A 19,014-nucleotide genomic window follows, 5' to 3' on the forward strand; every position below is an offset into this window, starting at 1 on the left:
GCCACCGCACGGTCCACCTCCCCCGCCGTCGCCAGTCGCACCCGGGCCTGAACCTCACCCGTGTTCGGGTCGAAGACATCGCCGCACCGCCCCGAAGCCCCCGCAAACGCCGCGCCGCCTATGTAATGATCGATCTCTCGCGTCATGGCCGAGGCGTAACAGCCGTCCCATGTCCGGCACATTGCAGATTTGCACAGCTTGAAGTGCATTTCCGCAACGATGAGCGGTGCGTGAGCGCGTCGTCCGTCCGGGAACGCACGGGTCCGCCTTCGGCGTCTGCGAGCCTCGTTCTTTCTGGCGCCGAGGTAGCGGACGGAGCTGACCACGCGGCACATGCGCCGTCTTCATTGGCTCATGAGCGATGCGCCCGCCGTGAGGCGTCAGCCGCCTATGAGCGGATCGGATATATGAAATGAACGAGCGGCGGAGGGCCGCAACGGCTCGCCTCCGCAGCTCAAGGCCGCGGACGTCCCGGTCGGGATAGGCGACCTGGCGGCCTTCGGCCCGCTGACGGAATCACAACGGGCTTCCGCTTCTCGGCGGCAACGCGTTGAAACCGACCGAAGTTCTCTGAAACCGCTTGCTACAGCCCAAGGACCATCTTCGCCATGATGTTGTGCTGGATTTCGTTCGAGCCAGCGTAGATCGAGGTCTTGCGGTAGTTGAAGTAGTGCGGCGCCACCGTGGCGGCGTAGTCGGGGCCGGCGCGGAAGGTGTTGCCGCCGGGACGGAGCATGTCCCAGGTGTCCTGCACGAAGGGCTGGGCGTAGACGCCGGCGGCCTCCAGCGCGAGCTCGGTGATCGCCTGCTGCATCTGGCTGCCTTCCAGCTTCAGCATGGACGAGACGGCGCCCATGGCGTCGCCGTTGGCGCGGCCGGCGAAGATGCGCAGCTCGGTGGCGTTCAGCGCCTCGACCTTGATCTCGACCTCGCTGAGCTTCTTGCGGAAGTCGGGGTCGCTCATCATCGCCCCGCCGCCGTCCGACCGCTCCAGGCCGGCGATCTTGCGCACCTTCTTGAGCTGGGCCTGGAGGCCCGGCGCATAGGCGTTGCCGCGCTCGAACTGCAGCAGGTACTTGGCGTAGGTCCAGCCCTCGCCTTCCTTGCCGATGCGGTTGGAGACCGGCACGCGGACGTTGTCGAAGAAGGTCTCGTTGACCTCCTGCTCGCCCTCGGCCGGGCCGTCGAGCGTGGGGATCGGCCGGATGGTGATGCCCGGCGTCCGCATGTCGATGAGCAGGAAGCTGATGCCCTTCTGCCGGATGTCCTCGTTCGACGTGCGCACCAGGCAGAACATCCAGTCGGCCCACTGGGCCAGCGTGGTCCACGTCTTGGAGCCGTTCAGGACGTAGTGGTCCCCGTCCCGCTCGGCCTTCAGCGCCAGCGAGGCGAGGTCCGAGCCCGAGCCCGGCTCGGAATAGCCCTGGCACCACCAGACGTCGGTGGTGAGGATCTTGGGCAGGTGCTGCTTCTTCTGCTCGTCGGTGCCGAAGGCCATCACCACCGGGGCGCACATCTTCAGCCCCATGTTGCTGGTGGAGGGCGCGCCGGCCAGCGCCATCTCCATGTCGAAGACGTACTTCTTGCCCAGGCTCCAGCCCGTGCCGCCGTACGCCTCGGGCCAGTCGGGGGCGATCCAGCCCTTCTCGCCCAGCCGCTTCAGCCAGCGGACCTGCGAGACCTTGTCGAGGTGGTGGTTCTTGGACTGGGCCAGCTTGGCCCGCATCTCATCGTCGAAGGCCTCGGCGATGAACGCGCGGACCTCGTCGCGGAAGGCCAGGTCCTCGGGCGAGAAGTCGAGGTTCATGGGATCACCCGATGCCGTCGAGGTATTCGATCTCCGGGCGGCCGCCCAGCACGCCGCCCAGCTTGGGGCCGGCCGCCTTGAAGTAGTCGGTGCCGCCGTGGAGCGTCAGGGACTCCTGGTCCTTGTACAGCTCCAGCACCTTGTAGGTGTTGGGCTCGGTGCGGCTCTTGGTGAGCTGGTAGGCGAGGTTGCCCGGCTCATTGGCGCGCACCTGCTTGGCGAGCTCGGTGAAGATGGCCTCGAACTCGGGGCCCTTGCCCTCTTGCACTTTGAGCGTCGCGATCACGCCGATGGTCATGCGGGTCCTCCCAACAGATGTTTGAACGGACGGTAGAGGCCTCGCCCGCCGGGAGCAAGACGGATGTGGGCGGACCCGGCGCCGGAAGGCTGGTCCCCGAAGGCTGGCCCTACGTCATCGGCCGGCCATGCTAAGGCCGTGACGAATCCTGGAGGAAGCAGACCATGAAACTCGACAGCTCCGTCGCCGCGATCGTCACCGGTGGCGCGTCCGGCCTGGGCAAGGCCACCGTGCAGGCCCTGCGCGGCCTGGGCGTCAAGGTCGCCATCTTCGACTTCAACGCCGAGACCGGCGAAGCCGCGGCGAAGGAAACGGGGGCGCTGTTCTGCCAGGTGAACGTGATGGACGAGGCCTCGGTGGACGCCGGCTTCGAGAAGGCCCGCGCCGCCCACGGCCAGGAGCGCATCCTGGTCAACTGCGCCGGCGGCGGCCGCGGCGGCAAGACCGTCGGCAAGAACAAGGAGACCGGCGAGGTCGTCCCGTTCAAGGTCTCGGACTTCTCCTACGTGCTGGAGCTGAATACGGTCGGCACCTTCCGCTGCATCGTGAAGAGCGCGGCCGGGATGATCGCCAACCTGGAGCCCGACGAGACGGGCGACCGCGGCGCCATCGTCAACACCGGCTCGGTGGCCGCCGAGGAAGGCCAGATCGGGCAGGTGGCCTATTCGGCGGCCAAGGCGGCGATCAAGGGCATGACCCTGGTCATCGCCCGCGACCTGTCGGGCGACGGCATCCGCATCAACACCATCCTGCCGGGCATCATGGACACCCCGATGCTGGGCGGCCTGAAGACCCGCGCGCCGCAGGTCTACGCCGGCCTCGCCGCCTCGGTGACCTTCCCCAAGCGCCTGGGCCACGCCGAGGAATATGCCGACCTGGCCGTCACCATGCTCCGCAACGGCTACCTGAACGGCGAGACCGTGCGTCTGGACGGCGCCATCCGCATGGCCCCGCGCTGATCCCGCCATCCGCCCGGCCGGCGCGCTTCAAGCCGGCCGGGTCGTCCTCTAGGGTGGGGACATGAGCGAGACCGACTATCGCGCCCTGCCGCCGCTGGCCGGCGGCGGGGCCTGCGTGATCACCGGCGCGGCCAGCGGCATCGGCCTGGCCGCCGCGAAGCGCTTCGCCGCCCTGGGCCTTCCCGTGGCCCTCGCCGACCTGCCGGGGGAGGCGCTCGACACGGCGCTGGCCGACATCCGCGCCGCGGGCGGGCGGGCCGCGGCCTTCCCCACCGACGTCTCCGACCCCTCCGCCCTCGCGGGCCTGAGCGAGGCGGTCTTCGATCAGTACGGGCATGTCGGCGTGCTGATGCTGAACGCGGCGATGGGCCTCAATCCCGGCGGGACCTGGAAGAACCCCGACGCCTGGCGTCGCCTGATGGCGGTGAACCTGTGGGGGGTGGTCGATGGCGCCCAGGCCTTCCTGCCAGGGATGGTGGAGCAGGCGAAGCCGGCCTATGTCGTCGTCACCGGCTCGAAGCAGGGGATCACCAGCCCGCCCGGCAACGCCGCCTACAACGTCTCGAAGGCCGCGGTGAAGGCGTTCGCCGAGGCGATGCAGCACGAGTTGCGCAGCCTGGACGGCTGCCCGGTCAGCGCCCACCTGCTGGTCCCGGGCTTCACCTATACCGGCATGACCGCCGCCCGACTGCCGCAGAAGCCGCCGGCCGCCTGGACGCCCGAGGAGGTGGTCGAGTTCATGCTGGCCAGCCTCGCCCGCGGCGACTTTTACATCCTCTGCCCCGACAACGACGTGGACCGCGCCACCGACGAGAAGCGGATGGCCTGGGCGATGGGCGACCTGATCGAGAACCGGCCGGCGCTCTCGCGCTGGCATCCCGACTGGAAGGCCCGCTTCGACGCCTTCATGGCCGGCGACGGTTGACCCCGCCAGGCGGCGGGAGAGGAAACGTCCCGGCGCTCGCCGCCGGGACGAGCCGCGGGGGTCGAGCGCCGGGACGCCCGCCGCCAGGGCGTATCGGCCGGACGTCGACGTCGCGTGTCGGGGCGCCGCGACACCAGGCCCGGCCCGCTCCAGGGGCGGCGACCGGCTGCCGGCCGACTTCGGGGAGGTCGGGTCCCGGGACAGGCCGGTTTCGGGTTGGCCGGATCGCGGATCAGACCGCGTCGTAGAGCTCCAGGACGGTCGGCGCGGCGATCAGGGGCGCGACCTTCGGCCGGTTGGCCTTCATGTGTTCGGCTTCGCGGTGCGCGGCCAGCGCGGCCTCGTCGTCATAGATCTCCATCACGATGTAGCCGCCCGCCTTCTCGCGGTCGCGGAACAGCCGGTAGAGCTTGTTGCCCGGTTCGTTCGCCCGGACCTGTTCGGCCTGCCAGGCGAACAGGTCCTCGAACTCGGACTCCTTGCCGGGAGTGATGGAGACGCGGGCGATGAGGCCGAGGGCCATGGGAGCTCCTTTCAGGACGCGGACAATCAGGGTTTTGACGGCTCAGCGTACAGTTCGGCCGCGCGCGCAAGGCTTTCGCGCAGTCCGGGGCGGCCAAGCGCCAGGATGAACACGACGATGGGCGTGATGACCGCGCTGGCCGTCGCCAGCGAAAGCCCCACCGCCATCTCGTCGCGGAAGACATAGTCCGTGAGCAGCGCCACGATGGTGGGCCCGGACGCCACCCCCAGGATGTTGGCGACGAAGAAATAGACGGCGGTGACCTGGCCCCGGAGCTGGTTGGGCTTGACGGCCTGGAGCGCGGTGATGATCAGCGAGACCGGGACGCTGGACAGGAAGGTCGAGACCGCCAGCAGGCCCAGGGCGATCCCGGCGTTCGGCGCCAGCAGCAGCGCCGAGATCAGGAAGACCGCCGTGGCGCTGAGCGAGATCATCGGCAGGACGAAGTAGGTGTCGGCGACGCCTCTGGATTCCATCCATTCGGCGATGCGCCCTCCGGCGACGACTCCGGCCGCACCCATCACCGCCAGGACGCCGCCGTAAACATAGCCCACGTCCTGCGGCGCCCATTCGTGGACCCGGATGAAGAAGGATGGAACCCAGGCCACCGTACCGAACCCCAGCATCGAGGTGATCGCGAAGGCCGAGAAGTGGGCGACGAACATCCGCCGGTTGGCGCCGAGGAAGGCGAGCAGTTCGGATCGGGCGGCGGCGTCCCCGCCCGCCGCGACCCGGGTCACGCCCCGCCGGACCGGCTCGCGGACGAACAGCATGGGGACCAGCGCCAGGAGCCCGCCCAGTCCCACGATCACGAACGTCATCTGCCAGGGCCGCAAGGGCGGCAACCCCGGAAGGTCCAGCGGCGGCAGCCCGGCGACGATGTGGATGGCCAGCCCCCCGATCACCAGCGCCAGGCCGGCGCCCGCATACTGGGCCCCGGTGTACAGGCTGATGGCGCGGGCGAGCCGCTCTCGCGGGAAGTAGTCGCTGATGGTCGAGAGCGCCGCCGGCCCCAGCGAGGCCTCGCCCACGCCCACCGAGATGCGCGCGACGAAGAGCTGGATGAAGTTCTGCGCCAGTCCGCAGGCCGTCGTCGCCAGGCCCCAGAAGACCGCGCCGATCATGATGATCCGCTTGCGGTTCGAACGGTCCGCCAGGCGGCCGAACAGGAGGCCGAACAGCACGTAGAAGATCACGAACGCCGCGCCGGCCAGCAGGCTGACTTCCGTGTCGCTGAGCCGGAAGTCCTGCTTGATCGGCCCGAACAGCAGCGTGAGGATCTGCCGCTCGACATACGAGACCATGTTGAGGAGCGACAGCGCGCCCACCACGAACCAGGCGTAGGCGCGCGGCGGGAACGGATCGCCCAGGCCTCCGATCCCCGGAGGAGACGTTGCGGTCATGCGCCCGCCTAGGCCGTGGCGTGGCGGGCCAGCGGCGTCTTGCGGCCCTGGGCGTCGACCGGATCGTGCTTCACGTCGTCCGGCCGCCAGGCGCGGGTGAGCGCCGCCAGCTCCATGTGGATGCCGTTCGGGTCGCGGAAATACATCGAGCGGATCCAGGTCTGCTCGGTGACCTTGTCGTTGCCGTGGGCCTCGGTGTCCTCGTGGTTCAGCACCCGCAACTCGACTCCCTTGTCGCGCAGCCGCCGGGCGTACTCGTCGAACTTCTCGAGCGGAACGCTGATGGCCAGGTGGTTCATCGAGGCGTGGGCGGTCTGTGATCCCACCGTCCGGTAGTCCGGGTGCATCGAGGCCACGCCCGGCGCGGCCGGCGGCGCGTTGGGGAACCAGAAGAAGGCGACGGTGGCGCCCTCCCCGCAGTCGAAGAAGAAGTGTTGGCCGCGACCGCCCGGCAGATCCAGCGTCTTCACCAGCGGCATCTCCAGGACGTTCTGGTAGAAGTCCACCGTCTCGGCCATGTCGCGGCAGACCAGGGCCACATGGTTCACGCCGCAGTATTGCATCGGCTCGTCGGACATCGCTCGCCTCCTTCCGGCTTCCCGTCCCCCCGTCCCTAGTCGAGGTTCACCCGCAGTTCGAGGCCGTAGGTCCGGGGTTCGGCGAAGTACAGCTGGGTCAGCACGCCCGCCGTCGGCACCACCGACAGGCGGTGCGCCACGTCACCGAGGTTCTTGCCCCATAGCGACGCCCGCCACCGGCCCTTGGGTTCGACATAGGTGATGCTGGCGTCCCAGATGTTGTAGGCCTTCTGGTAGCCCTGGGGCGCGTTGAGGGTGTCGGTGAAGTGGGCCCCCTCGTGCGACCAGGCCACGTTGGGCGTGAGGGTCGCGCCGTTCGCCAGGTCGAAGTCGTACGACACGTCGATCCGGCTGGTGATGTCGGGGACCCGGGTGGGCTCCAGGTAGCACGGTCCCTTCTGCGACCGGTCCTGCAGGCCGCCGCAGGGGTTGGCCGGCGTCGCGGCGCCGCCCGACAGATTGGCCACGAAGCTGGTGTACTTGGAGTCCAGGTAACCCACAGAGGCGCTGACCGTCAGGTTCTCGATCGGCAGGACCGTGACCTCGAACTCGACGCCTCGGGCGCGCTGGTTGGCGTTGTTGGCCACCACCTGCTCCTCGCCCGAGCCGCTGGCGGCGGGCCGGAAGGTGGAGATCTGCAGGTCGCTGTAGTTGTTCCAGAACGCGGCGACGTTCACCCGCAGGCGATTGTCCCACCAGTCCGACTTCAGCCCCACCTCGAACGCCTTGGCCTTTTCGGGCTCGAACGGGCCGATGGTGGCCTGTGACGCCGCGCGCGAGTTGAACCCGCCCGACTTGAAGCCGGTCGAATAGCTCGCATAGACCATCGCGTCGGCGTTGATCTTGTAGTTCGCGCTCAGGTGATAGGTGAAGCGCGACCAGTCCTCGGACGCCTCGAGGGCGGGGGTTGCGGCGAACAGGGGGATCGGCCGCTGGAGACGCCGCGTGAAGTCCTTCTCCTGCCAGGAGTAACGCCCGCCGGCGGTCAAGGTGAGCTGGTCGGTCACGGCGAAGTCGAACTGGGCGAAGCCGCCGGCCGTCTTCTCCTTCTGCGCCGAGGCCTCATAGGTCTGGGTGGCCAGGAAGAAGATCTGGTCCGAGTCCCACTTGGTCCGTCCCACATAGGCGCCGGCCACCCACTGCAACGGGCCTTCGGTGTCGGACTCGACCCGGACCTCCTGCGACATGAGCTTGTGCCGCTTGCTGGCGGTGGTCTCGAAGAACGACAGGTCGCTGACGTCGAAGTCGCTGTACGAGAAGTTCGAACTGCGCACGATCCCGCTGACCGAGACGATCCGGAAGCCGTCGCCGTCATAGGCCGCGTTGACCGTGCCGGCCCAGGTGTCCTGGAAGTCGCCGCTGGGGAAGTTCCGCATGGTCACGAAGGGGTCCGTCGGACCGCCGGGGAAACCGAAGCCGGGTCGGCCCGCGCGGGACAAGGCGTCGGTGGGGAACGAGGCGTTCACGCCGCCCACCGAGTCGCTGCGATCCTTCACGTAGGCGTAGCTGGCGTTGATCTCGAGCCGGTCGGTGGCGTTCCAGCGGACCGCCGCGCGGATGGCCTGGATATCGTCGCCCGCCAGCCACTTCTCCACCGTCCGCAGCCCCTGCGGATTGAGGTAGTCGTTGCGCATGTAGCCGGATGACTTCTGGCGCGTGCCCGAAAGGCGGAACGACAGCGTCTCGCTGACCGGCATGTCCGCGGCGAAGGCGGCGTCCGCCCGCCCGAAGTTGCCCACGCGAAGCATGCCGTCGAACGAATAGGCGTTTCCGGGCTTCTTGGTGGTGATGTTCACCACGCCGCCGGTCGTGTTCTTGCCGAACAGCGTCCCCTGCGGCCCCCGCAGAAGTTCGACCTGCTGGATGTCGAAGGTGCTCTGCAGCGCGCCGATATTGCGGGTGTAGAACACACCGTCCACAGCGATGCCGACGCTGGGGTCGATGGCCTGATCCACGCCCTGGTAGCCGATGCCCCGCGAGTAGGCGACCGAGGCGTTGCGGTGGATGGCGCCCACGCCCTCGATGGTGAAGTTGGGCGCGGCGCGCGTCAGGTCCGAGAGGTCCTGAACGAACATCTTCTCGAGCTGCGCCGAGGTGACGGCGGTCACGGCCACCGGCGTCTCCTGCAGTGACTCGGCGCGCATCCGGGCGGTCACCACGAGTTCTTCGATCGCATGGCCCTCGGACGCCTGCCCCTGGGCATGGGCCGGCATGGCGATGGCGGCCGCAAGCACGGCGAATGAAGCCGACGACAGCGCTCTCGAGAGGTTCATATTCCCGCTTCCCCCTTGTTTGGCCCGGTTCGCGCCGGGCTCTGTGCGACGGGTAGAATCCTAAGGGACAGGCCGACGAACCGCCCAACCAGAAATGTTTGGACGCGAGCCAAACGGAATTTGCCGGACGCACGACCCGATTGACGGGCGGCGCCTCATCATCAGGATGGCGCGCATGAAGCGACTTCCTCCGCTCACCGCGCTCCGAGCGTTCGAGGCCGTCGGGCGCCTGGGCCATGTCAAGGAGGCGGCCGACGAGCTCAACGTGACTCCTGCGGCGGTCAGCCACCAGATCCGGGCGCTGGAGGAACATCTCGAAGTCGAGCTGTTCTCGCGCTCGACCCGGAACCTTCAGCTCACGCGCTGCGGCTCCGACTTCCTGTCCGCGGTCAGCGGGGCCTTCGAGATGCTCAAGGAAGGCGCCGACCGCCTCTCGCGCGAGACCGGACGCCAGCGGCTGGTGGTCAACAGCCTGCCGACCTTCGCCAGCAACTTCCTGGTGCCCCGCCTGCTCCAGTTCCACATCGCCCATCCCGACCTCGAGATGGAGATCAACACCAGCGTCCGTTTCGGCGATCCGGGCGAGCTCAGGAACGTCGGCGCCGACGTCGCCATCCGCGCCGGCCTGCACGAAGGCGCCTGGCCCGGGATGATGGCCGAACGCCTGGTGCCCGAGGTCATGTTCCCCGTCTGCGCGCCGGGGCTGCTTCAGGCGGGCGGCCCCCTGGTCTCGCCGGCCGACCTGGCGAGCCAGACCCTGCTGATCGTGTCACGCACGCCCGAGGGCTGGCCCGACTGGCTGGACGCGGCCCGGAGTCAGGGACTGGACACGACAGGCGTGGACCCCAATCACGGCCTGCGGTTCGACACGATCCAGCTGGCCATGACCGCGGCCATCGAGGGGCTGGGCGTGGTGATCGGCCGCCGCCCGCTGGTGGACGCCTACCTGGACTCGGGCCTGCTGGTCTCGCCGTTCGACCTCGAGATCACCAGCAAGATCGCCTACTGGCTGGTCTATCCTCCGCGCATGGCCCAGACCGAACGCCTGCGCGCCTTCCGCGACTGGCTGCGGGCGGAACTCAGCCTGCCGCAGGCCTAGCCGCCGCCAGCGCCGCGGCGATCCGCGCCACGCGCCGGCCCTGCAGCTCGGCGACCTTGAGGTCGTCGGCGGTCGGCGGCTCCTTCTTCGCCCCGTGGGAGACGGACGAGGCGCCGTAGGGCGTGCCGGCTACGAGGTTCGTCGGGTCGCCGTAGCCGTTCGGCACGATGATCAGGCCCAGGTGGGCCAGGGTGGGATACATCGACAGGAGCGTGGCTTCGGTGCCGCCATGCGGCGTGGAGGTCGAGGTGAAGGCCGCCCCCGCCCGGTCCTTCAGCGCGCCCGACAGCCACAGGGGCCCCAGGGTGTCGACCCAGGCGCGCAGTTCCGAAGCCGGCGCGCCGAAGCGGGTAGGCGCGCCCAGGACCAGGCCGTCGGCCCACTGGGCGTCCTCGATCGTCGGCTCGGGATAGAGCGCGTTCATCCGCCCCGCCGTCTCGGCCCAGCCCGGAACTCGGGCCATGATCTCGGGGCCGATCAACTCCCGCGCGCGCCGAAGCCGCACCTCGGCGCCCTCGGCCTCGGCGCCCTGGGCGATCGCACGGGCCAGCGCCTCGACCGAGCCGTTGCGCGAGTAGAACGCGATCAGGATGCGGCAGCTCATGTTTCCCCCAGGCTCGTCCCCTGTTTTGCGGCGACGATGGCACGGGCGCCGCGACGTCCGCCCCCAAAATTATTCAGCCCAACGGCGAATCTTTTTGACCGGGACCCCCCGCACAAATCCGCTAGAGCGGCCGGACAACACGATGATGGAGGAGGCGCCGGCGATGGCGGTGAAGGTGGTGACCAAGGCCTCGATCACGGCCGGGGCGGCCCAGGGCCTGGTGGCGGCGGCCGAGGCCAAGGCGCGGGAGATCGGCGTGCCGATGTGCATCGCCGTGGTCGACGAGTCGGGCGTCCTGAAGGCCTTCTCCCGCATGGACGGGGCCGCCCTGCTGAGCGTCGGCATCGCCCAGGACAAGGCCTACACCGCCGTCTCCTTCGGCATCCCGACGCACGGCTGGCACGACTTCATCAAGGACGACCCGCCCCTGCTCCACGGCATCGTCCACACGCCGCGGCTGGTCGTCTTCGGCGGCGGCTACCCGATCCGGCACGAGGAGACGGTGGTCGGCGGGATCGGGGTCAGCGGGGGCCACTATCACCAGGACATGCAGGTGGCCGAGGCGGCGCTGGCCGCCTTCGCCTGACAGGCCCGGAAAGCCGCAAGGGTCTGACAAATCAGGCTTGTCGGTCGGACGAATTCTTCTCGCTACAGGGGGCCGGAACCCGCGTGCTACTCGAATCCGAGCGCGCCGACCTCCAGGGCAAGCCGCTTCGGACGCCGCCGGCCCCGGGTGGGAGAGTTCGGGGTCGGAGCATTGGGATCGGAGAGTTCGGAATGCCTCGTACAAAGCCTGTATCGCGCGACGAGGCGCCGCCGGAGATCGCGGATATCTACGACGCCTGGTTCGGACCGGGGCGCGATCCCGTCGCCGAGCCCGGCACCTCCACGGGCACGCCCGGCGACTGGTGGACCACCTGGGCGCGCGTGCCGGACGTGCTGCGGGCGATGCGGGCCTACGCCTACCGCGAGGCGCCGGTCGATCCACGCCTGCGCGAGGTGGCGCTGATGCGCACCGGCTATGTGCGGGCCAGCCAGTTCGTCTTCTCCCAGCACTGCAAGGCCGCCCGACGCGAGGGCGTGGACGAGGCGAAGATCGCCGCCGTGCCCTGCTGGACGCTGGCCGAGGGCGTCTTCTCGCCGGTCGAGCGGGCGGTGCTGGCCTATGTGGACGGCATGATGCTGGAGGCCGGCCGCGTGCACGATCGCGTGTTCGCGGCGCTGAGAGCCCACCTGAGCGACGAGGAGATCCTCGTCCTCACCTATCTCGTGAACCTGTACGGGATGCACGCCATCTCGTCGAAGGCGCTGCGCATGGAGTACGACAACGTCCCGGAGCGCATCGTGGAGATCCCCGCCCCGGAAGACGGGGGCGTTCAAGACTGGCGCGACCCGAAATGGAGCGGCTCCGCCGCCCCGGCGGCCGCGTCGCCCTAGGGAGGCGAAAATGTCCGAGAGCAACCGAGCCGGCTTCGAGTTCCGGGGTATCAACCACCTGGCGCTCGTCTGCCGCAACATGGCCAGGACGGTCGAGTTCTACCGGGACATCCTGGGGATGCCGCTGATCAAGACGCTGAACCTGCCCGACGGCAAGGGCCAGCACTTCTTCTTCGATGCGGGGAACGACACCTCCATCGCCTTCTTCTGGTTCCCCGAGGCGCCCGAGGCGCAGCCGGGGGTCGTCCAGGCCAGCCGCGGCGGCGGCGTCTCGGCCCACGGCTCCATGAACCACCTGGCCATCGATGTGGCGCCCGAGCACCTCGAACTCTACCGCCAGCGCCTGGTCGACGCCGGGATCGAGGTGACGCCGGTCGTGAACCACGACGACTCGCCGCGGACGATCAGCCCCGAGGTCAACGCGACGACCTTCGTACGCTCGATCTACTTCCACGATCCCGACGGCATCCGTCTGGAGCTCGCCGCCTGGGCGCGCCCCTTCACGCCGGAGGACGCCGCCGCCCCGGCTGTCGACGTGGACCGCCGGGAAGCCGCGACCGCCTGACCCCCAAGGGGCGAGGACGATCGCGGGGCGGAAGACGGCGGCCGCCGCCCTCAGCCCGGCCCTCGCCCGTCCTGCACGCCGGGCGTCTCCGGGGCCGGGATCTCGACGACCCGCTCCGCCACGTCGTCGTACTCCAGCCGCAGCGCCTTGGTGGAGGTGGCGTGCAGGGCGTACATGTTGACGAAGTAGGTCAGCATCAGGAGATGCTCGTCGCTGAGGTCCGCGCGAAGCGTCTCCACCACCCTGTCGTGGACCCGCCCGCCTTCCAGGATCATGCCGTCCACGAACGCCAGGGCGGCGCGCTCAAGTCGGCTGAAGCAATCGGCCAGGGTCCAGTAGGGCACGGCCTCGATCTTCGCCTCGTCCAGCCCCACGCGCCGGGCGGCCTTGCAATGCTGGGAGAAGACGAAGCGGCTGCCGCGGGCGTAGCCGGTCCGCAGGATCGCCAGTTCGCGCAGCTTCGGGTCCAGGCTGGCCTCCGCCATCGGGAAGGCGCTGAAGGCCTTGAGGATGCCCGGGACGTTGGCCCAGGCCGTCCACCAGTTCCCCGGCGTGCCGCTGACGGTGCCGGGCTCGGAGACCGGATCACGCTCGGGGCCGAACACCTGATCGTAGAGATGGACGATGTCCGCACTGACGTCCGCACGCGATACGAGCTCAACCCTGGGCATGGCCGGACCTCCCCGCGGGGCGCCCCGAGCGCCCGCCCTCTCCGACCCCCACGCTAGGAAGCCGGCCCCGCAATCGGCAAAGCAGAAATACTTGGCCGTTCGGCAAATTGGTTTGGCGCACCGTCGGACGTCCCCGTCCGGCCATTGCCGACCTTCGACAGCCAGAGCCCTCCCCCGCAGACGCCTGCGAGGCTGGCCGGGCAGAGCGCCCGGCTTCGGGAACGGGACCTGAAGAATGGAGCGGGTGAGGGGAATCGAACCCCTGACATTCAGCTTGGGAAGCTGACGTTCTACCTCTGAACTACACCCGCATTTCAAGCGCTTAGCTTGGTCGGATCGAGACGCTTTACAGGGACCTTTACACCCAGCGTTCCGGCCGCGTTCTCCGTTAGCGGTGGCGCGCCCCGTCCGCAAGGGCCTTGCTGGGTCCGACGTCCCTGCCTGCGCAGGACTCGAACACCTGCGGCTTTCCGACCGGCGCCACAACGCCTCCGATGAACGCAGCGCCTGACGCCGCGAACAACGCGATGCTTATGGTCGGGCCGACCCACCGGATTCTCGCCTCCTCCGCCAAGAGTCGCTGGAAGCCCTCCGCGGCGTCCTTCTGCCCTGCTTTCAGCGGATTCTCGTCCGGGACCTCTATGCCCTCAGTCTCCAGTTCTTCGATCGCGTGCTCGTTGAGGCGGTAGGTGTCGATGGAGCCGATCGATCGGCTCAGAAACGCGATCGTCACGAGCGTGCTAACCACACCCGCCACGACCCCCAGAAAGGCCAGGGCCAAACCCGCCCCGAACCAAGTCACGGCGGAGGACATCACCCTCAGGTCGCATGCCGTGCCTTGAAGCACCCCGTTGTACGCGAGGGCCAGGGCGCCGGCGTTCCCGATCACCAACCAGGTCGCGAGCCGGCTGCCCGCGTCTATCGCCGACGTAGCGGCCATCCGATGCAGCTCACGGACCCATGCAATCATGCCTTCGGCTGGATCGCTCATTTCCCCTCCGCCTTCTCGATCCGGGCGATGATGCCTTCCACGATCCGGTTGCGATCGACGTAGCGCTTGCGGATGGCGCGGACGCGCTCGGGCTCCCAGGCCATGATATCGGCGATCTCCTCGTCGGTCAGGGGCACCTGGCAGAAGCCGGTGACGGCCGTGCCGCGCAGATCGTGGAAGTGCTTGTCGGCGTCTTCGCCCAGGGCCTTCTTCACGGCCCGGTTCCAGGTGACGCCCAGGCCGTCCTTCTGCCACGGCCCGCCGCGGCTGTGCGTGAGTACGTAGGTGGACGGGGTCTTGCTGGCCTTGTTGCGGGCGCGGAGATCGGCCAGCAGCGTCCGGGCGGCGGCCGTCAGCGGAACCAGCAGCCGGCGGCCCGACAGCGACTTGTTGGCCGGGCGGTCGATGTAGAAGTCGGACACCTCGGCCCAGGTCAGGGTGATCAGGTCGCCGCGGCGCATGCCGCTCTGGGCGGCGAGGCGGAAGGCGCGGGCGCCGGCCGGCGTGGCGGCGGCGCAGATCGCGTCCAGCTCGGCCGGGGTGACGATGACGTCGGCGCGGTTCGACGTCCACAGCGCCTCGATCCCCGCGGCGGGGTTCTTGTCGGCCAGCTCGCGCCCGACCCCCCAGTTCAGCACGCGGTTCAGCACCTGGACGCCGGTGTCGGCCGCCCGGGGCGTGGCCGCGAACCGGTCGCGCCAGGCCAGGATCTCGGCGCGCATGCCGCGGGCGGCCAGGGCCTTGAGCGGCAGGTCGCCCCACTCGGCCACGATGGCGTCCAGCCACGGCGCCCAGGTAGCGCGGGTGGACTCGGCAGTGCGCAGCCAGCCGTCGGGCGCGGCCTTGTAGCGGGTGACGAGGTCGCGCAGCACCTGGGCGGGCGGCGGCGCGGGCGCCGCCTGGTAGGCGGCGATGATGTCCTGGACGGCCTCGGCCTCGGCCCGCAGCGCCTCGCCCGGCGTCGCGCCGCGGAAGGCGATCATGGCCGGCCCCTGCCCGCGCCGCCGATACCAGTAGATGGCCAGCCCGCCGCCGGCGAGCGGCCAGGTGACGCGGTGCGCGCCGGGCAGCTTAACCGGCGCCACCGGCTTTCCCCGCCTTCCACGCCGCGAAGGCTGCGTCGGCATCGTCGGCTCCCCCGCTCGGACCTCGGCCCGCCCCCTGGCCTGCCCCGTCGTTCGAGGCGGCGGGCACGCTAAGCCCGGCGAGGCCGTCCAGCCAAGCGTCCAGCTCGGCGCGGTCGTACTTCGGCTGCGATCCCGGGCCGCTCAGCGCCATGCGACGGGGGCGGACGGGGATGTTCGCCAGCACACCCGTGGTGGCGTAGCCGAGGTACGACGCCGCCTGTTCGGCGGTGAGCAGGCGCGGCGGGATCTGGACGGGCGCGCGGCGGGTCATGGTCCCAGATGCCAACGCGGGCATGCGGTTCCTTCGGATGCATGCGCCTTCAGGCGCGCGTCGTCGACAGAGGCGGCCTCAATGCCGATCCAGTTGGCCCCCCAAGCGTCGGTGAGGCCACCCTGGGAACGGAAGAAGTCGCCGCCCTTCACGTACACTGTGGCCTTCTTCTCTTCGAAGGGGTGCTGGAACGCGCGGATCAGCACGAAGAAGGGCGCCGTCTCCCGCGGCGCCAGCGGGAGCGGTGCTGGATATGGGCGAACGTAGCTCACGTCACGCCCTCCCGACCGGCGTGACGACCAGGCGCGGGCCGTCGTCGCCGATCTCGAAGCGCAGCTCGGCTTCGCCTGCCCCGGTCAGGGCGGCGATCCAGGCCCGCGCGTTGGGGGTGGCGTCGGTGGCGTAGGTCTCCAGGACCTCGCGCACCGTGTCGCCGCTGTTGTCGGCCCACCAGCCGGCGCCCTGGCCATGGCGCAGGTAGAAGGCGGCCCGCGCCTGCACCAGGCGGGACTCGGCCGCCCGGTCCCAGCGCCAGCCGTCGTGGTCCCGGACACACTTCAGCTCTTCGATCTCGGCGACGCTGGAGAGGAAGACGTCACCTGGTTTGGCGGCCTCGTGCCGGTTCCAGTCCGGATCGGGGCGCGAGAACCACTCGGCCCAGCCCCCCAGGGTGCAGTCGCAGGGCACGACCTCGTCGGTGTAGTCGTGGGGGTAGTAGAGGCGGTCGGGCATTTGTCAGCCCTCCGCCTGGCGCACGACGCGCTGGATCGCGTGCAGGGTGACGGTGCGGGGCTGGCCGTGGTCCTTGTAGGTGGGCAGCCGCACCTGCTGGGCGCGGAAGGTCGTGCCGCCGTAGCCGCCCTCTCGCACGGTCTCGATCAAGCGATAGGCGGAGGCCTCGCCGCCAATGCTGACCAGGTCGCCGGCGTGAAGGGCGAAGAGGGGTTCGGCCGCCAGAGGCGCGGCCTTGCTGGCCTCGATCTCGGTGCGGGTGGCGTTCAGGGCGCTGGAGAACGACGCGTAGAGGTCCTCGACCTTGGCAAAGAGCGGGGTCGTCGGATCGATCTCTCGCAGCAGGAGCTGCTGGATCGCGTCGGCGGCCTGGGCCAGCCGATCGACCGCAAGGCCGTCGATCGGGGTGCGGGGCTGGGTGTCGTCGCGGGAACCGCTGGCAAGGTTGAGCCCGTAGGCCACCAGCTCGGCGATGGCCCGGGCGAAATCGTCAGGAGACTGGCGATCGTGGTCCACCACAGCGACTTCGTCATTGTCGCCGTCGAAGATGACTCCTGCGGTGTCCGCCTGGACGCCTGCAGCGAATGGACGGCGCAGGAAGGCGCGGCCCAGCAGCTCGCGGATCTCGGCGGCGGTGTGGGTGCGGGCCAGGGTCGCCCGGACATCCTCCAGCAGCAGCCGGGCGGTCAGGTCCTCCTGAACGTCCAGATCGTCGTGCGTAGGCGCACCGTCCTCGGCCTCGTCATCCTCATCGTCGCCGAGGGCGTTGACGATATTGCTGGGGGAGACCTGCGGCAGGCCGGCGTCGGTCGCCGCGTCGGCGGGGGTCTCGTTGAGCCAGGGGGTGCAATAATCCGCCCCGTTCAGCCGGGCCCTTGCCTCGTGCCTCAAGATGGCGAGGCCGGAATGGCCAAGATCAAGGAGATTGGCGGCGGCGCCCCTGATCGCTGCGTCGGTCAACTTGGCGTGAGGGCCGTTCTCAAGTTTGTGCGTGACCTCGATCAGGCCAAGGTCCTTCAGCGCCAGGAAGGTCGCGTCGAGCCAGTAGAGACGGACGCGCGCCCACCCGCCATGCTCGCCGGCGACGGTCAGCTTGCGGGCCAGTTCGGCCAGGGCCAGGCGCTGGAGCGCGATGAGGCTGGTGGCTGATGTGCCGCCTTCTGTCGCGCCCTCCTTTTCCGCCACGTCCTCCGCGGGACCAAGGCTGTCCGGGTCGAGCGGCTGGCCGGCGGCGCGGTGCTCGGTGAACTGCTCCAGGGCCTCGCCGAAGTTGGACGGTCTGGCGGGCGGCGTCCATTCGGGATCGAGCCACGGGGTGAGGTAGGTTCCCGAGGCCTCGGCCCGCGCGATGCGGTCGGCTGCGGCGCCGGCCTCCTGCCGGGCCCGCCGCAGGGCGGGGGCGCGGTTTTCGCCGTAAGGCAAGAGACCCTGAAGGCGGAGCCATTCGAGGGAGGCGGCGGCGATGCAGGCCCAGCCGCCTCTATTCTCCGGCGACCAGGAGAATCCCGCGCCCGCCAGGATGAACCCGCTGTCCGTGCCGGGGTGTTCATGGGCGACGCGCACGTCGCGCCCGCGACGATCTTCGTCTGCAGCGTGCAGGAAGCGATCCGCCAGCTCCACCAGCATGAGTCGGCCGGCCGGCTTGAGCTTGCGACAGTAGTCCGCCTTGTAGGCCAGCAGCTCCCGATCGCGGGCATCCAGCTCGAACGGCCGCCCCACGTCCTCGACGTCGATCTGGCGGACCTCCGGCGTGGGCGCCGCGCCGGGCTTGCGGACAGTCTTGCGGAGGTCTTCCCAGGTGAACGCGCGGGGGTCGGCCTCGTGGCGGGCGACGTCTTCCGGCGCGGCCTGGTCGAGGACCTGGAGTCGTTCCTGGACGAGGCGCGGCGACTTGCCGGTCTGGTGCGCGGCGTGGCGGGCGGACCAGCCGGTCTCGCGCGTCAGCTCGGCGTAGGCGCGGGCCTGTTCCAGCTCCTTCAGCGGCTCGTGCTGGCCGTTCTCCACCAGGGCCAGGAAGCTGACCTGACCGGGCGTGGCGTCGCGCTGGAGGGCGCGCAGGCGGCGGTCGGCCGGCCACATGCCCTCCGCGATCAGCTCGCCGATGGCGCGCCAGCGGCGCTCGCCGGCGCTGATCATATGGACGCCGTCGGCGTCGGCGGGGAAGACGACCAGGTTCTGCAGCAGGCCGCCGGCCGCGACGATCGAGGCCTTCAGCTCGTCCAGGGCCTTGCGGTCGGGCGTGCGGCGATCGTCATCGCCGTCCTCGTCGGCGTCGGCGCCCGTGGCGTCCGGATCGCCCAGGTTCAGCCGTCGCGGCTGGAGCGGGTTGGGCCGCAGTTGGGCGTGGGTGAGCAGCAGGGCGTCGGGGTCGGCGTCCGGGTCGGGCGCAGACGACGCGAGCGCCGGGTCCGCGCGGCCCTGGGCGACGTCTATAGCCAGGATCGCGGTGCGGCCTGCGCGGGTGATCTCCCATCCGGCGGGCTGGCCGTTGAGCCGTTCGACCAGGCCCTTGTCCAGCAGGGTCTTGAGCGTGCGGCCGACGTTCTTCTGCGCGACGCCGGCGGCCTTGGCGACCGCGGCGTCGCCGGCGATCGGGCCGTCGCGCAGCAGCGCGCGAAGCACGGCCCCGTTGGTGGCGGCGATGGCCAGCGCTTCGGGGGTGAGGGTGTCGGGGTGAGAATGCGCGTTCATGGCGCGTGCTGCCTTCGTGATGTTGTGGGGAGGTCGTCCGGGTGGGGGTGGGGGGGCGCG

21 protein-coding genes and 1 tRNA gene are annotated in these 19,014 nt (G+C 69.8%); 6 read left to right on the forward strand and 16 right to left on the reverse strand.

Features of this window, described 5'->3' with window-relative positions; genetic code table 11:
- From WG212_RS21300 to WG212_RS21310, 3 genes are all read right to left on the reverse strand, one after another.
- Positions 1-146: hypothetical protein (locus WG212_RS21300; RefSeq protein WP_337189146.1), on the reverse strand; the 146-nt coding region annotated here is incomplete at its 3' end.
- A gap of 437 nt (positions 147-583) precedes the next feature.
- Entirely contained in the window at positions 584-1,807 is a 1,224-nt protein-coding gene (locus WG212_RS21305; RefSeq protein WP_337189126.1) for an acyl-CoA dehydrogenase family protein, read from the reverse strand.
- A 4-nt stretch (positions 1,808-1,811) separates the two neighbouring features.
- Entirely contained in the window at positions 1,812-2,105 is a 294-nt protein-coding gene (locus WG212_RS21310) for a putative quinol monooxygenase (RefSeq protein WP_337189127.1), read from the reverse strand.
- A 164-nt stretch (positions 2,106-2,269) separates the two neighbouring features.
- Here WG212_RS21310 and WG212_RS21315 point away from each other — a divergent pair, with 164 nt between their 5' ends.
- Positions 2,270-3,064, forward strand: coding sequence for an SDR family NAD(P)-dependent oxidoreductase (locus WG212_RS21315; RefSeq protein ID WP_337189128.1), 795 nt, complete (start codon positions 2,270-2,272; stop codon positions 3,062-3,064).
- A gap of 61 nt (positions 3,065-3,125) precedes the next feature.
- Positions 3,126-3,989: an SDR family NAD(P)-dependent oxidoreductase gene (locus WG212_RS21320; RefSeq protein WP_337189129.1), complete on the forward strand. Its 864-nt coding sequence runs from the start codon at positions 3,126-3,128 to the stop codon at positions 3,987-3,989.
- Between the two features lie 232 nt (positions 3,990-4,221).
- Here WG212_RS21320 and WG212_RS21325 read toward each other — a convergent pair whose 3' ends face one another.
- From WG212_RS21325 to WG212_RS21340, 4 genes are read right to left on the reverse strand one after another with little or no spacing between them, the layout of a single operon-like run.
- Positions 4,222-4,512, reverse strand: a complete 291-nt coding sequence (locus tag WG212_RS21325; RefSeq protein WP_337189130.1) for a putative quinol monooxygenase — start codon at positions 4,510-4,512, stop codon at positions 4,222-4,224.
- Positions 4,513-4,538: 26 nt separating this feature from the next.
- Positions 4,539-5,915, reverse strand: coding sequence for an MFS transporter (locus WG212_RS21330; RefSeq protein WP_337189131.1), 1,377 nt, complete (start codon positions 5,913-5,915; stop codon positions 4,539-4,541).
- An 8-nt stretch (positions 5,916-5,923) separates the two neighbouring features.
- Positions 5,924-6,493, reverse strand: coding sequence for a VOC family protein (locus WG212_RS21335; protein ID WP_337189132.1), 570 nt, complete (start codon positions 6,491-6,493; stop codon positions 5,924-5,926).
- Positions 6,494-6,528: 35 nt separating this feature from the next.
- On the reverse strand, positions 6,529-8,766 hold the full coding sequence (locus tag WG212_RS21340; RefSeq protein ID WP_337189133.1) for a TonB-dependent receptor: 2,238 nt from the start codon (positions 8,764-8,766) through the stop codon (positions 6,529-6,531).
- Positions 8,767-8,941: 175 nt separating this feature from the next.
- On the opposite strand from WG212_RS21340, the gene gcvA reads away from it, so the two are divergent.
- On the forward strand, positions 8,942-9,865 hold the full coding sequence (gene gcvA / locus WG212_RS21345) for a transcriptional regulator GcvA (protein ID WP_337189134.1): 924 nt from the start codon (positions 8,942-8,944) through the stop codon (positions 9,863-9,865).
- On the opposite strand, the gene wrbA is transcribed toward gcvA, so the two are convergent.
- A complete protein-coding gene (wrbA, locus tag WG212_RS21350) occupies positions 9,846-10,469 on the reverse strand; it encodes an NAD(P)H:quinone oxidoreductase (RefSeq protein ID WP_337189135.1) in 624 nt (207 codons plus the stop codon). The genes gcvA and wrbA overlap by 20 nt on opposite strands.
- A 142-nt stretch (positions 10,470-10,611) precedes the next feature.
- Between wrbA and WG212_RS21355 the strand changes: the two genes are divergently transcribed.
- From WG212_RS21355 to WG212_RS21365, 3 genes are all read left to right on the forward strand, one after another.
- Positions 10,612-11,055 (forward strand): heme-binding protein, encoded by a 444-nt coding sequence (locus WG212_RS21355; RefSeq protein ID WP_337189136.1) that lies wholly within the window; start codon positions 10,612-10,614, stop codon positions 11,053-11,055.
- 191 nt (positions 11,056-11,246) lie between these two features.
- On the forward strand, positions 11,247-11,906 hold the full coding sequence (locus WG212_RS21360) for a carboxymuconolactone decarboxylase family protein (protein ID WP_337189137.1): 660 nt from the start codon (positions 11,247-11,249) through the stop codon (positions 11,904-11,906).
- 10 nt (positions 11,907-11,916) lie between these two features.
- Positions 11,917-12,471 (forward strand): VOC family protein, encoded by a 555-nt coding sequence (locus WG212_RS21365; protein ID WP_337189138.1) that lies wholly within the window; start codon positions 11,917-11,919, stop codon positions 12,469-12,471.
- A 50-nt stretch (positions 12,472-12,521) separates the two neighbouring features.
- Here the strand turns inward: WG212_RS21365 and WG212_RS21370 are convergent, their stop codons facing one another.
- From WG212_RS21370 to WG212_RS21405, 8 genes are all read right to left on the reverse strand, one after another.
- The gene (locus WG212_RS21370; RefSeq protein WP_337189139.1) at positions 12,522-13,142 is read right to left on the reverse strand and encodes a carboxymuconolactone decarboxylase family protein; all 621 of its coding nucleotides are present in this window, start codon (positions 13,140-13,142) and stop codon (positions 12,522-12,524) included.
- 236 nt (positions 13,143-13,378) lie between these two features.
- Positions 13,379-13,453, reverse strand: a tRNA-Gly gene (locus tag WG212_RS21375).
- Positions 13,454-13,530: 77 nt separating this feature from the next.
- On the reverse strand, positions 13,531-14,133 hold the full coding sequence (locus WG212_RS21380) for a hypothetical protein (RefSeq protein WP_337189140.1): 603 nt from the start codon (positions 14,131-14,133) through the stop codon (positions 13,531-13,533).
- The gene (locus WG212_RS21385; RefSeq protein WP_337189141.1) at positions 14,130-15,218 is read right to left on the reverse strand and encodes a tyrosine-type recombinase/integrase; all 1,089 of its coding nucleotides are present in this window, start codon (positions 15,216-15,218) and stop codon (positions 14,130-14,132) included. Before WG212_RS21385 ends, WG212_RS21380 begins: the two co-directional genes overlap by 4 nt.
- A complete protein-coding gene (locus WG212_RS21390; protein ID WP_337189142.1) occupies positions 15,205-15,531 on the reverse strand; it encodes a hypothetical protein in 327 nt (108 codons plus the stop codon). Before WG212_RS21390 ends, WG212_RS21385 begins: the two co-directional genes overlap by 14 nt.
- Complete coding sequence (locus tag WG212_RS21395; protein ID WP_337189143.1) at positions 15,528-15,803, reverse strand: hypothetical protein; 276 nt, start codon at positions 15,801-15,803, stop codon at positions 15,528-15,530. Before WG212_RS21395 ends, WG212_RS21390 begins: the two co-directional genes overlap by 4 nt.
- Before the next feature lies 1 nt (position 15,804).
- Positions 15,805-16,263 carry a hypothetical protein gene (locus tag WG212_RS21400; RefSeq protein ID WP_337189144.1) on the reverse strand — a complete coding sequence of 153 codons (459 nt, stop codon included), beginning with the start codon at positions 16,261-16,263 and terminating at the stop codon, positions 15,805-15,807.
- 3 nt (positions 16,264-16,266) lie between these two features.
- Positions 16,267-18,954, reverse strand: a complete 2,688-nt coding sequence (locus WG212_RS21405) for a ParB/Srx family N-terminal domain-containing protein (RefSeq protein WP_337189145.1) — start codon at positions 18,952-18,954, stop codon at positions 16,267-16,269.
- Between the last annotated feature and the right edge of the window lie 60 nt (positions 18,955-19,014).

This window comes from Phenylobacterium sp., assembly GCF_037189685.1.
Classification (GTDB): domain Bacteria; phylum Pseudomonadota; class Alphaproteobacteria; order Caulobacterales; family Caulobacteraceae; genus Phenylobacterium.

Excerpts from the sequence above, each read along its gene's own strand:
- WG212_RS21320 (WP_337189129.1), top strand. The coding sequence starts at position 3,126 with ATGAGCGAGACCGACTATCGCGCCCTGCCGCCGCTGGCCGGCGGCGGG.
- WG212_RS21305 (WP_337189126.1), bottom strand. The coding sequence starts at position 1,807 with ATGAACCTCGACTTCTCGCCCGAGGACCTGGCCTTCCGCGACGAGGTC.
- WG212_RS21365 (WP_337189138.1), top strand. The coding sequence starts at position 11,917 with ATGTCCGAGAGCAACCGAGCCGGCTTCGAGTTCCGGGGTATCAACCAC.
- WG212_RS21325 (WP_337189130.1), bottom strand. The coding sequence starts at position 4,512 with ATGGCCCTCGGCCTCATCGCCCGCGTCTCCATCACTCCCGGCAAGGAG.
- WG212_RS21355 (WP_337189136.1), top strand. The coding sequence starts at position 10,612 with ATGATGGAGGAGGCGCCGGCGATGGCGGTGAAGGTGGTGACCAAGGCC.
- WG212_RS21360 (WP_337189137.1), top strand. The coding sequence starts at position 11,247 with ATGCCTCGTACAAAGCCTGTATCGCGCGACGAGGCGCCGCCGGAGATC.
- WG212_RS21330 (WP_337189131.1), bottom strand. The coding sequence starts at position 5,915 with ATGACCGCAACGTCTCCTCCGGGGATCGGAGGCCTGGGCGATCCGTTC.
- gcvA (WP_337189134.1), top strand. The coding sequence starts at position 8,942 with ATGAAGCGACTTCCTCCGCTCACCGCGCTCCGAGCGTTCGAGGCCGTC.
- WG212_RS21335 (WP_337189132.1), bottom strand. The coding sequence starts at position 6,493 with ATGTCCGACGAGCCGATGCAATACTGCGGCGTGAACCATGTGGCCCTG.
- WG212_RS21380 (WP_337189140.1), bottom strand. The coding sequence starts at position 14,133 with ATGAGCGATCCAGCCGAAGGCATGATTGCATGGGTCCGTGAGCTGCAT.
- wrbA (WP_337189135.1), bottom strand. The coding sequence starts at position 10,469 with ATGAGCTGCCGCATCCTGATCGCGTTCTACTCGCGCAACGGCTCGGTC.
- WG212_RS21390 (WP_337189142.1), bottom strand. The coding sequence starts at position 15,531 with ATGACCCGCCGCGCGCCCGTCCAGATCCCGCCGCGCCTGCTCACCGCC.
- WG212_RS21370 (WP_337189139.1), bottom strand. The coding sequence starts at position 13,142 with ATGCCCAGGGTTGAGCTCGTATCGCGTGCGGACGTCAGTGCGGACATC.
- WG212_RS21405 (WP_337189145.1), bottom strand. The coding sequence starts at position 18,954 with ATGAACGCGCATTCTCACCCCGACACCCTCACCCCCGAAGCGCTGGCC.
- WG212_RS21315 (WP_337189128.1), top strand. The coding sequence starts at position 2,270 with ATGAAACTCGACAGCTCCGTCGCCGCGATCGTCACCGGTGGCGCGTCC.
- WG212_RS21400 (WP_337189144.1), bottom strand. The coding sequence starts at position 16,263 with ATGCCCGACCGCCTCTACTACCCCCACGACTACACCGACGAGGTCGTG.
- WG212_RS21310 (WP_337189127.1), bottom strand. The coding sequence starts at position 2,105 with ATGACCATCGGCGTGATCGCGACGCTCAAAGTGCAAGAGGGCAAGGGC.
- WG212_RS21340 (WP_337189133.1), bottom strand. The coding sequence starts at position 8,766 with ATGAACCTCTCGAGAGCGCTGTCGTCGGCTTCATTCGCCGTGCTTGCG.